The sequence below is a fragment of the Dickeya sp. Secpp 1600 genome (assembly GCF_003049805.1).
Classification (GTDB): Bacteria; Pseudomonadota; Gammaproteobacteria; order Enterobacterales; family Enterobacteriaceae; genus Dickeya; species Dickeya fangzhongdai.
Genome location: NZ_CP023484.1, coordinates 2,535,216 through 2,547,003 on the forward strand (window position 1 = coordinate 2,535,216; position 11,788 = coordinate 2,547,003).

General features: G+C 59.6%; 7 protein-coding genes. 5 read left to right on the forward strand and 2 right to left on the reverse strand.

The genetic code is table 11. The features are described from left to right. The first annotated feature begins 1 nt into the window (after window position 1). The 5 genes from CPA59_RS11370 (at window position 2) to CPA59_RS11390 (ending at window position 10,004) form a co-directional block, all read left to right on the forward strand. Window positions 2–2,992 (forward strand): virulence factor SrfB, encoded by a 2,991-nt coding sequence (locus CPA59_RS11370; protein WP_107759403.1) that lies wholly within the window; start codon window positions 2–4, stop codon window positions 2,990–2,992. Next, a complete protein-coding gene (locus CPA59_RS11375; protein WP_107759405.1) occupies window positions 2,989–5,493 on the forward strand; it encodes a putative virulence factor in 2,505 nt (834 codons plus the stop codon). The genes CPA59_RS11370 and CPA59_RS11375 overlap by 4 nt, the downstream gene beginning before the upstream one ends. A 545-nt stretch (window positions 5,494–6,038) precedes the next feature. After that, complete coding sequence (locus CPA59_RS11380) at window positions 6,039–6,497, forward strand: hypothetical protein (RefSeq protein WP_107759407.1); 459 nt, start codon at window positions 6,039–6,041, stop codon at window positions 6,495–6,497. Further along, a complete protein-coding gene (locus CPA59_RS11385; RefSeq protein ID WP_107759409.1) occupies window positions 6,494–8,332 on the forward strand; it encodes a GMC family oxidoreductase in 1,839 nt (612 codons plus the stop codon). The genes CPA59_RS11380 and CPA59_RS11385 overlap by 4 nt, the downstream gene beginning before the upstream one ends. Window positions 8,333–8,447: 115 nt before the next feature. Then, window positions 8,448–10,004: a ferritin-like domain-containing protein gene (locus CPA59_RS11390; protein WP_107759411.1), complete on the forward strand. Its 1,557-nt coding sequence runs from the start codon at window positions 8,448–8,450 to the stop codon at window positions 10,002–10,004. Window positions 10,005–10,100: 96 nt separating this feature from the next. On the opposite strand, the gene CPA59_RS11395 is transcribed toward CPA59_RS11390, so the two are convergent. Both CPA59_RS11395 and CPA59_RS11400 read right to left on the reverse strand, forming a co-directional pair. After that, window positions 10,101–10,865 carry an inositol monophosphatase family protein gene (locus CPA59_RS11395; protein ID WP_107759413.1) on the reverse strand — a complete coding sequence of 255 codons (765 nt, stop codon included), beginning with the start codon at window positions 10,863–10,865 and terminating at the stop codon, window positions 10,101–10,103. 32 nt (window positions 10,866–10,897) lie between these two features. Then, a complete protein-coding gene (locus CPA59_RS11400) occupies window positions 10,898–11,656 on the reverse strand; it encodes a glycerophosphodiester phosphodiesterase family protein (RefSeq protein WP_038919089.1) in 759 nt (252 codons plus the stop codon). Between the last annotated feature and the right edge of the window lie 132 nt (window positions 11,657–11,788).

An 11,788-nucleotide genomic window follows, 5' to 3' on the forward strand; every position in this document is an offset into this window, starting at 1 on the left:
CATGCTGGCAACACTGACAGATTACAAACAACACATTACGCTGATTCAGAATAGCGGTATTCAGTTTCTCGATTTTGCGTTAAAGCTCCCGCCAGCCCGGTCAAGCTTCGCCAATCGCTTTGTTCGCAAGAGCGCCAACGGGCCGCTGTTGCGGCTGACGTACAACGAGCACAGCGGCAAATACGCATTGCCGAGCGATATGCAGGTGCTGCCGGAGGCGGTCAACCCGGAATCCAGTTATACGCTGGAACAGTCGTTGCGTCTGCTGAGCAACGTATGGCTGCCGCTGCCGTTCTTCCGCTTTAACCCGCCGCGTACCTTCATGGGCGGCCCGAACAACTGGGCGCGGGTGCAAGTGCTGGAACTGGGCGAACCGGACGATGACGGCAACACCCACCGCCTCTGTCTGGCCTTCGATACCCGCGTTTATCCGGAAAGCCACGATCTGGAAGCGCTGGCGCCCAGCGAAAACGACATCAACGCCGGGCGGTTATTCACGCTGGCCTATCGCAGTGAAGAACTGGACGATTTTCTCGACCAAACCTGGGTGGACGGCTGGCTGCGCGAAGCGTTTTCCCAGCAGGCGCTGCAGGTGGAAAGCCGCAAACCCCGCGATATCCGCCAGAATCTGCGTGAATTCGAATATCAGGCGCATTACCTGAATCTGCTGGATATTATGGCGACGCTGCTGGATGTGCCGGAAATCCGCATCACCAGCAGTACGCTGAAAGAGCCGGCCATCAATGTGGATCTGATTCTGGATGTCGGCAATTCCCACACCGCCGGGATTCTGGTGGAGGATCACGCCGACGAGAGCAACGGCCTCAAGCAGACCTACGAGCTACAGATCCGCGATTTGGGCCAGCCCCATTATTTGTACAACGAGCTGTTCGACAGCCGGGTGGAATTCGCCCAGGCGCGTTTCGGCAAGCAGAATTTTTCCTTCGAAAGCGGCCGCGACGATGCGTTTGTCTGGCCGTCCATTACCCGTGTCGGCCGCGAGGCCAGCCGTCTGGCGCTGCAGCGTCAGGGAACCGAAGGCTCCAGCGGTATTTCCAGCCCGCGCCGCTATCTGTGGGACGAAGAGCCGTATGTGCCGGGCTGGCGTTTCAGCCAGACCAACAGCCCGCGTCAGCAGGAGCCGCTGGCGACCGCCATGCCGCTGACCATGCTGGTCAACGATGAAGGCCAGCCGCTGTTCAGCCTGCCGCTGGACGAGCGCCTGCCGGTGTTCGACCCGCACTACAGCCGCAGTTCGGTAATGACGTTCATGCTTTCCGAGCTGCTGGCGCAGGCGCTGATGCAAATGAACAGCGCCGCCCAACGCCTGAAGATGATTCACGCCAACGCGCCGCGCCAGCTGCGCAACATTATTCTGACCCTGCCCTCGGCCATGCCTAAGCCGGAACGCGAGATCTTCCGCCGCCGCATGATCGAAGCGATCGGGCTGGTGTGGAAAGCGATGGGCTGGCACCCGGCCGATGAGGATTTCCTGACAGAGGATGACAAGCGCCGCAGCAGCGTGCCAGTGCCGGACGTTCAGATGGAGTGGGATGAAGCCACCTGCGGACAGATGGTGTACCTCTATAACGAAGCGCAGGTGAATTTCGGCGGCCGGGCGGAAGCGTTCTTCGCCAGCATGGCGCGCCCGGATAAAGAACTGGCGGACGACGAGCAGCCGGGGAAAACCTTGCGTATCGCGTCTATCGATATCGGCGGCGGCACCACCGATCTGGCGATTACCCAATACTGGCTGGACGACGGCGTCGGCAGCAACGTCAAAATCATCCCCCGCCTGCTGTTTCGTGAAGGGTTTAAAGTCGCCGGCGACGACATCCTGCTGGACGTGATCCAGTTATATGTCCTGCCCGCGTTGCAGGTCGCGCTGAAAAAAGCCGGCGTCACCAGCCCGGACAGCCTGATGACCCGCCTGTTCGGCAGCGAAGGTCGCATGGACGGCCAGCTGACGTTACGCCAGCAGGTCACGTTGCAGATGTTCATTCCTATCGGCCAGGCGATTCTGGAAGCCTATGAACAGTTCGATCCGCTCGATCTGAACGCGGAAATCGACACCACGTTCGGTGAAATGCTGCCGCAGGCGCCGACGCGCAAAGTGCTGGAATACGTCAACAACGAGATCCAGCGCGAACTGCCGGACGAGGAAACCCCGTTCGACATCCTGCAGGTGCCGTTGATCCTGCGCCTTGCCAAGCTGCACAGCGAATTTCTGGCCAACCGCATGAGCATTACCCAGCATCTGCGGCTGATGTCGGAAGTGGTGTCGCTGTATGCCTGCGACGTGCTGTTGCTGACCGGCCGGCCGTCCCGTTTTCCGGGCATTCAGGCGCTATTCCGCCACCTGCAGCCACTGCCGATTAACCGCATGATGTCGCTGGATGGCTATCACACCAGCGACTGGTATCCGTTTAACAAGCGCGGACGTATCGAAAACCCGAAATCCACCGCCGCGGTGGGGGCGATGCTGTGCCTGCTGGCGTTGGATCTGCGCCTGCCCGGTTTCTACTTCAAGGCCGGCGATTTCGAACCCTATTCCACCGTGCGCTATCTCGGGATGCTGGACAGCAGCCACACCCTCACCGCCGATAACGTCTACTATAACGATATCGATCTGGATGACGCCGATTTCACGCTGGACGATCAGTCCGGTTTCGAAGTGCGCGGCTCGCTGTGCCTCGGCTTCCGCCAGTTGGACAACGAACGCTGGCCCGCGTCGCCGCTCTATTCGCTGTCGATCGTCGATCCGGAACTGGCCCGCAAGGTAGCCGGCGACAGCGTACTGCACGTTCGCCTGAAAGTGGTGCCGGGCAACGATAATCTCACGCCGGAACGCGTCGAGATCGCCGACGCGGTGCTGGGCTCCGGGCTCGCTATTTCGCCGCATCAGCTAAGGCTGAAACTCAATACCTTGTCCAGCACGGTTTCCGGCATGGCACATTACTGGATCGATAGCGGGAGCGTCTTCAAGAAATGAAACCATTAACGCCCAAACAGCTGTCGAGCCGTCTCAGCCGTCAGTTACAGTCCGTTTCGCAAGGCGTAGATCAGGCGATCGCCTGGGTGGATGAAACCCGGCGCAACGTCCCGCGCCTGGATATGGAAGCCGATCGACTCATCGTTAAGCTGCGGCGTTGCCGCAACAAGGCCCGCGGGCTGTCCGATTCGTCGCTAAAAGAGATCGCCATGGGCATGTTCGGGTTGGCTCAGGGCGGCAAAACCTATCTGCTGACCTCGCTGGCCGGCGGTGAAAACGGGCGCATTGAAACCTCCGTCGGCGGCGTCACGCTGGATTACCAGAAGAACATCAATCCGGACAACCAGCAGCTGGCCTTTGTCACTCGCTTTACCCGGCAGGCTGAAGGCAAGAACACCCCGAACCCGGTGCAGGTCCAGTTGCTCAACGAGGCCGATATCGCCCGTATTATGGCCTATGCCTTCGTACTGGAAGAGAGCCAAAACCCGGCGCCGGAGCTCGACGAGCAACATATCGCCGAGCACCTGAAAACCCTGACGTTGCACCGTCAGCAGGAAGCGGTGCCCGGGCTGGACGGCGATGACGTGGTCGCGCTGTGGGATTATCTGGTGCGCCACGACGCCCGGCGTCAAAAGCCGCTGGAACGCAAGTTCTGGCCGCTGGCGGTGGAACTGGCGCCGCATCTCAGCATCGACGACCGCGCCAGTCTGTTCTCGATTCTGTGGGGCGAACAGTCGGAATACACCTCGCTTTACCGTCATTTCGCCCACACGCTGGAGCAATTGTCCGGCGCCCGGAAGGTACTGGCGCCGATCAGCCTGCTGGTGGATGAATCGCTGCAACCCGACAGCGGTATTTTCAACGCCAGCCTGTTCGATCGACTTAATAGCCCTTCCGATCTCAGCGCACAGGTGCGCCCCATCGTCAACGGCCGCGCGGCCAGAAATGTGGAGCTGTCGCTGGCGGAACTGCTTATGCTGGCGGCCGAAGTGCAAATTCCGCTGCTGTCGCCGCCAAAGGAAACGTTGTTCGAACAGGTGGACCTGCTCGATTTTCCGGGATTCAGCCTGCAGGACGAGCCGGAATTCGAGCCGGACGAGGACAACCCGGAGCGACTGTTGCGCCTTAAGCCTCACCCGTTGTCCCGCGCGTTGCTGCGCGCCAAACGCGCCTATCTGCTGGAGCGTTATACCGACGATCAGGAAATGAATCTGCTGATGGTCTGTACCGCCGCCGCCTGCAAAGCGGACGTGCGCCACGTCGGCCGGGCGCTGGATTTTTGGGTGCGTCATACCCAGGGCGAAAACCCGCAGGTCCGCAGCCGCCGTAAACCCGGCCTGATCTGGGCGGTGACCCGTCATGACCGGCGTTTCACCCACGGTTACAACAACGATGAAGCGGTGCAGCGTTACGTGGGTAACCCCGGCGATGCCTGGGGCACCATGCTGGCGATGGACAAGCGCGGCATCAACCGGATGGCGGCCTGGCTGGACGCGGAAGTCCGCCGTGAAGTCAAGCTGGGGCGAATCAACGAACAGCTGAGCGAATTGCAGCGCGAGCTGTCCGATAACCTGCTCGGCAGTTGGTATCAGCCGGCCGGCGCTGATGATCCGGCGCACAAACAGCATATCGCCGAGTCGATGCTCAAGGCGTTGCAAACCCGAACCGGCGTGCACGGCGAGCTGCTGGAGCGGTTATTGCCCTCCCGCGATGAACTGCGCCGACTGTATCTGCAACAGCAGGAGCAGACGCAACGCAACTTCGCGTCCTATCAGGAAACGCAGGATACGGCGGTGCCGCTGGCCAGCTACGAACCGTTTGGCGTCGGGATGGATATCGACCTGTTCAGCGACGACGCCGACCCGAGCGAAGAAGACGAAACGGTCATCGCTCCGGCGCCGACCGAGGAAGAGCAAACCGAAAACCACAGCTATGAAGCGGAGTTCGCCCGTAATCTGTACCGGTATTGGATCAACCACCTGCGTAACCTGCCGGAAAACATCGCCATCATTGAATTGCTGGGGATTAACCGCCCTACCATCGAAATGCTGGTGGAGGAACTGATTACGGCCAGCGTGCGGCTGAAGATTGAAGATGAGTTGCAAACCATGCTGGTGGATTCCGGGCAACTGGGCATTAACCGGGAAAGCAAGGCGGATCGCCAGGTATCGCGCGCGCTCAACGTCCTCGGCGATTTCGTCGCCTGGTTGGGTTTCCAGCAGGTGCCCGAAGCCAGTCGACCGGACAGCCGCGTCAACAAAGGCAACAAGATCTTTGCCAAACCGGAAAAGCAGACCGCCAACTTCGGCACCTCCCGCCGGTTGACCAGACTGTCGGCGACGCCGGTCAACAATACCGCCTATTACATTTATGACTGGCTGATCGGCCTGAACGAGATGATTATCCAGAACGCCGGCTATGCGGCCGGGCGTGATATCAAACCCAAACAGCGCGAACGTCTGGGAGCGATTCTGGGTCTAATCAAACCGGCCGAAAGCTAACCCCTGCGGCGGAGCGTTATGCTCCGCCCTTTCAGCATAAAAGTTTACACAATCAAATAATTATGCTGCTTTCCTTATCCCCTATTTCGATAAAATCACGTTAGAAATCAGGCTGGTCTTGCAAAAACGCGGCTCTCACGTCATAGTTTTACACGGGGTATGCACTGTGGTACCGAATGTGTAACGAATACTTTTATTGCCATGTTTTTTTCTTTGATTCGCCCGGTTTAAAACAACACTGTGACGCTAAAAAAAGGAACGCAGGCTACCCCGCTCTTTTTTTCCACCATCATGACGACCACTCGGTTATTCCTGTAAAGGAAAACGGATTGGCCCTTCCTTCCAGGGATATCGGGTTACAGCTATCCATTGGGTGTGTTCTAAAACGCACTAACACCCGTATTGACATACCAGACTGCGGTGATGTCGCCTGATCGGCAACGTCGCCGGAAAACGATTGATATCCCCGCTCCACGACGCCTGACGCCCGACTCAGACGCGCGGTTTTCTCTCAGCTGTTCACGACATGGCACAGGTAACGCATCATGAGTAACAGTAGTGAACCCGACACCGCCTTTGACGATTTCATGACCTTATCCGCCCTGCTTACCGGTTTCAGTCAGTTTGAACTGACCGGAACCGGGTTGGCCCGCGACTATTTCACCTGGCTGCAGCACAACGCCGCCGGTCCGTTCAAACAACTGCTGCACGACTTTGCGGCGCAACCGAATGATGACGCATTACGGCTCAACTGGCTGGAAGCCACGGTGCTGACATCGCTGACGCTCGGCCCAATCGCCCGCAGTCTGCTGCGTCTGTGGTACACCGGTCAGTGGGTCCCCATCAGTCCAGAGCCGGACGCCGCCGCCTATTTTCTCAGCGACGCCGCCTGGCGCGAGGCATTGATCTGGCAGGCCATCCACGCCCACCCACAGGCGATCCGCCAGCAGGAGTTCGGCGCCTGGGCCGAGCCGCCCATTGCTGAGTGGAGAACGCGCGGATGAATGTCATTACCCCTCATCAGGCTGAGCAGACCGATTACGACGTGGTGATCGTCGGCGGCGGCATTGCCGGTGCGCTAATGGCCAAAACCCTGACACGCGGGGGAAAACGCTGCCTGATACTGGAGGCGGGCGACGGCGAGAACCTGCATTACGCCGGATACCGGCAGACGCTGCAGCGTTATCGGCAGCACCCGGGTAAAAGCCATCAGGTATCCGGGCCGCGTAACGTCAACGCGCCGGCGCCGCACGATACCGCCCTCCAGCCCCTGATGCCCGACGGTTATGACGACCGCGGCTATCTGGTACAACGCGGCCCGTTGCCATTCAGTTCCACCTATTGCCGCCAGCTCGGCGGCACCTCGCTACAATGGCTCGGCAGCGCCATGCGCATGCTGCCGGAAGATTTTGAGCTGCAAAGCCGCTACGGCATCGGGCTGGACTGGCCGTTGCGCTATAACGACCTTGAACCCTGGTATCGGGCGGCGGAGTACGAACTGGGCGTCTCGGCCAATGTGGAGGAGCAGGCCTATCTGGGGATCCGGTTTCCGCCGGATTATGTTTATCCGATGCAAGGTCTTCCCCCCGCCTGGGGCGATCGACAACTGGCGCGCCGCCTCAACGGCATGACGGTCATGGAAGACGGACAGGCTACGCCGCTGACCCTGCGCGGCACGCCGTCCGCGCGCAACGGCGTGCCGCACCCCGGTTATGACCACGGCCGCGGCTATCATCCTCGCGGTGCGGCAGGCAGCCCGCACCTTGGCCTGCGCTGCTCCGGCAATAGCTACTGCACGCCGCTCTGCCCGACGCAGGCTCGCTACAACGCACTGAAAACGCTGGAAGACGCCGATCCGGCCTTGCTGGATGTCGTCACCTGTAGCGTGGCGCACAAGTTGCTGATCGACCCGTCGACCGATGCCGTCACCGGCGTTCAGTTTCGCCATTATGTGCATCAGGAAACGGCGTTGCATCACCTGCATACCGTCAGCGCCAGACGTTATGTGCTGGCCGGCAACGCCATTGCCAATGCGGTGCTGTTGCTGGCGTCCGACGCCTGCAAAGGTAATGATCTGGTGGGACGACATCTGATGGATCACCCGGTGCTGCCGGTCTGGGGTCGGGCCGATGCGCCGTTGTGGCCGATGCGCGGTCCGCTTACCACCTCGGGGATCGAAGCCATGCGGGGCGGCGCGGCCCGCGCCAATCGGGCGGCCTATCGCATCGAGCTGAGCAACGACGGCTGGCGCTGGCCGGTCGACGCCTTATATCACGATGTCGAACAGTTGCTGGCGGAGCCGTTGTGCGGTCCCCGCTTACGCAGTCAAATGCGCGAACGGCTGTCACGGCAATTCAGCGCGCGCTGCCTGGTGGAACAGTTGCCGGAATACAACAACCGGGTAACCATTCATCCTGACTACCGCGATGCGCTGGGCAATTACCGTCCGGTAATCCACTATGACCTGTCGCTGTACACCCGCACCGGCGTCGCGCGCGCCGGCACCGTCATGCGGCAGATTTTCCGCCACGCCGGCATTCGCGATCACAGCCATTATTCGCCCGCCGACCCCGGCTACTTTACCTGTCAGGGACAGCCGCTGGCGTTCGTCGGCGCCGGGCATATCGCCGGCACTCACTGTATGGGCAGCTCGCCCCATCATTCGGTGGTTGATCGTCAACAGCGCAGTTGGATTCATAAGAATCTCTATCTGGTGGGGGCTGGAAACATGGTCAGCATGGGAACGGCGCCGCCCACCCTGACGCTGGCGGCGCTGACGCTATGGGCCGCGCACACAATTCTTTCCGAACTGGACAGAATGTGTGCCAGCACACGTTAAACGCGAAAAAAGCGCTACAAAAGATGATGATATTCGGGTTTCATGCTACGAATAAATAGATAAGACTAACTACACACTTCGTCACTGCCGCAACTGACTAAGACGGAATAACATCATGAACTTAAACGAACACGCCGCACACCAAGATTTGGACACTATGTTCAGGGAAAAAGGTTATGTCAAACTAACCAGCCATAAGGATCTGGCTCACGAATTAGACGATATTCGGGACTTGTTGCAAAAAGCGATGGTGCTGGAACACGCGGTGATTCCCCCCTATCTGACCATGCTCTATACGATGGATGACGACATCGATCCGCGTGTCCCTGAGGTGATCCATTCCGTCGTGATTGAAGAAATGCTGCATTTCGTCATGGTTGGCAACCTGCTGAATGCCGTGGGCGGCACGCCGAATATCAGCGGCCCCGACTTTTTACCCGATTACCCGGCCACATTGCCGTTCGGCATCGAAGACCTGGAAATTCAGCTGCACCCGTTTTCTCAGCACGCCATACATCAGGCGATGCAAATCGAACACCCGAAATATGTGCGCCCGGAAGTGGTGGCCAGCCATGTCTGCAGCGACATGTCGATCGGTGAATACTACGTCTATATCGAGTCGCGCCTGCGAGCGGCGGTAGAGTCTTTCGGCGAAAAAGCCGTGTTCTGCGGCGATCCCACGCGCCAGATTGAGCCGGAGCAGTTCTGCCACGGCTCCTACGGCACTGTCGTTCCGGTGACCAATCTGGACAGTGCGATCACCAGCCTGCGTCAGATTTGCGATCAGGGCGAGGGTTCGCCGCACAATATCTGGCAGGGCGACGACAATGACGTCCCGCACTACTATCGCTTCAACGAAATCTACTGCGAGCGTCTGTATGCGCGCGGCGACACCATCGCCAGCGGCCCGACCGGTGACCCGTTGACGATCGAATGGGACAAAGCGGTCAGAACCCACAGCGCAGCCAAAGTCAGCGACTATCCGGAAGGCGAGTTGCACAAGGCGATTATGCGTTTCAACCGTCGCTACTGCGAACTGCTGGAAAACCTGCAACTGGCGCTGTCCGGCCGCCCGTTAAAACTCACCCCGGCGGTGATGGCGATGGGCGCGCTGCGTGAGGATTTCCGGGCGATCGTCTCCCATCCATTCCCCGGCGACAACGCCTACCGCGCGGCGCCGACGTTCGAATATACCCCGCCGCCGCCGCCGCGTTTCCAGGCCAAGAGTCAGGCGGTGACGTTCTCCAACAATCAGGCGACGCTGGAGAAACTCGGTCAGGCCTATGCCGCTGGCGATCTGCCGATGGCGCTGACCTGCCTGAGCGAACAGTTGGTATGGGACATGACCGGCCCGGTGGATGTGCCTTATACCGGCGTGTTCTACGGTCACGAAGGCTTCTCCCGTTTCTGGTCGCTGATGAGCCAGACGGTAGAATTCAGTAGCGAAGTAGTGGAAAAAGTCTTCTTCAGCGACAATCAGGCGATGGCTTACGGCAGCCAGCAGGGGATCACCAAATCGACCCGCGTGCCTTACAGCTACGACTGGGCGATACGGTATGAATTCACCGACGACCACCGTATCCGCCTGATGCGCAACTACTTCAACCCAATGCGTATTCAGGCTGCGCTGGCCGCTACGCCGCCGAAACCGCGCTCGTTCATCAACAAGTAATGCGTCCGGAATGAGTCGTACGTCCGGAATGAGTAACGCGCTTTAATTCTTCCCTTTCCCGCACCGCCAGTCTGGCGGTGCTTTTTTTTGGGCGCGTCACAGGCTGAAAAACGGCTCCACAATCTGTTGCACATCGGGGGTGGCCGTCGCCACATGCATACCGCCCACCTCATAGTTTCCCCGATATTTCACCACCAGCCCGGCTTCCGTACAGATCACCACCCCGGCGGCGATATCCCAGATGCTGGTGTTTTTCTCCACATAACCGTCAGTAAACCCCAATGCGGCAAACCCCAGCCCGACGGTAGCGCAGCGATAGCGCGCCACCGCCCAGCCTTCGTCGCGCAGGTAGCCGTCCAGCATCGCCACTTCCGCCGCCGCCCATTTATTGCTTTCCCCCAGCGCCACCAGACGGACTTCGCTGAACGGCACCTGACGGCGATACGGCATCCCGTTACGCCATACGCCGCAGCCGATCGCCGCCGACAGCGTCAGGTTCAGCATCGGCAACGCAATGGTGCCGACCATCGCCAGCCCGTTTTCGACGTATCCGATGGAAATGCCCCACAACGGCAAACCGCGCAAAAAGTTGGTGGTGCCGTCTATCGGGTCGACGGCCCAAAAGCTATCGCTGGCCTCGCCGCCCATTTCCTCGCCCAAAATAGCGTCCTGTGGGAACGCCTCCCGCAGGCGGTCGCGGATTAACTGCTCGACCTGCCGGTCCGCATCCGACACAAAATCATTGGCGGATTTCTGTTCCACCACCACGCTGTCACGCCGGGCAAACAACTGCCTCGCCAGCAACGCGGCTTCCTCCATGACCGTGTTGGCGGTCTCAAAGCGTAACTGCAGATCAGACATGACATCCTCCGGTTATCAACCCACTCCAGTTATCAACCCAGCAAATCAGGAATATCAGACAGGATCGTCTGCGCGCCATTAGCGAGGAAGCGCCGGGCCTGTGCGGCGTCATTGACGATCGCCACCGCGTATTCGATGCCGCTGTCCGCCAGAATGTGCTGGGCTTCGTCATCCAGCAGTGCCGACAGGCAGTGCAAAATCTGGCAGTGGGTTTCCTGCAACAACGCCACCGGCCGTTTGGGCGGCACCACCACGGCAAACGCTCGCGGCACATCCGGCATCAGTCGCGCCGCCGCCTGGATGGAACGAACGGAAAAACTCGACAGAAACAGGCGGTCACGGTTGGCGGGCCACATCGATTTCAGCACGCCCAGCGCCACCTCCGCCGTTTCAACGTCGTCACCCGCCGTCGGTTTCAGCTCCAGCTGTAATCCCATATCCAGCTCCAGCACGCACGCGATCAGCTCCTGCAGCGTCGGGATGGTCACCCCGGCGAACGCTTCGCCGAATTGCGCTCGCGCATCCAGCCGGCGAATTTCCTCCAGCGTCAGGCCGGCGACCCAACCGCGCCCGTTGGTGGTACGATCCACCCGATCATCATGGATGATCACCGGCTGGTTATCCCGCGTCAGTTTGACATCCACCTCCAGCCACGTCGCTCCCAGCTGCGCCGCCTTACGCATGGCTGCCAGCGTATTTTCCGGCGCCAGCGCCGAGGCGCCGCGGTGGGCGATTAGCGCGTCATTTACCACGCGGTGACGACGGAGGTGATCAGTTATCGCATCAGACATAATGGTTTCCCTGGTGTTTCAATGCATCGGTGTTGAGTAAGCAAATATGTTGAATTAAAAATACGTTCGGCCTTGCCCGCGTCGGATACAGAAAACGGTTTTCAAACGTCAGTTGTCCAAACATCGTTGTTC

Excerpts from the sequence above, each read along its gene's own strand:
- CPA59_RS11400 (WP_038919089.1), bottom strand. The coding sequence starts at position 11,656 with ATGTCTGATGCGATAACTGATCACCTCCGTCGTCACCGCGTGGTAAAT.
- CPA59_RS11380 (WP_107759407.1), top strand. The coding sequence starts at position 6,039 with ATGAGTAACAGTAGTGAACCCGACACCGCCTTTGACGATTTCATGACC.
- CPA59_RS11375 (WP_107759405.1), top strand. The coding sequence starts at position 2,989 with ATGAAACCATTAACGCCCAAACAGCTGTCGAGCCGTCTCAGCCGTCAG.
- CPA59_RS11370 (WP_107759403.1), top strand. The coding sequence starts at position 2 with ATGCTGGCAACACTGACAGATTACAAACAACACATTACGCTGATTCAG.
- CPA59_RS11385 (WP_107759409.1), top strand. The coding sequence starts at position 6,494 with ATGAATGTCATTACCCCTCATCAGGCTGAGCAGACCGATTACGACGTG.
- CPA59_RS11395 (WP_107759413.1), bottom strand. The coding sequence starts at position 10,865 with ATGTCTGATCTGCAGTTACGCTTTGAGACCGCCAACACGGTCATGGAG.
- CPA59_RS11390 (WP_107759411.1), top strand. The coding sequence starts at position 8,448 with ATGAACTTAAACGAACACGCCGCACACCAAGATTTGGACACTATGTTC.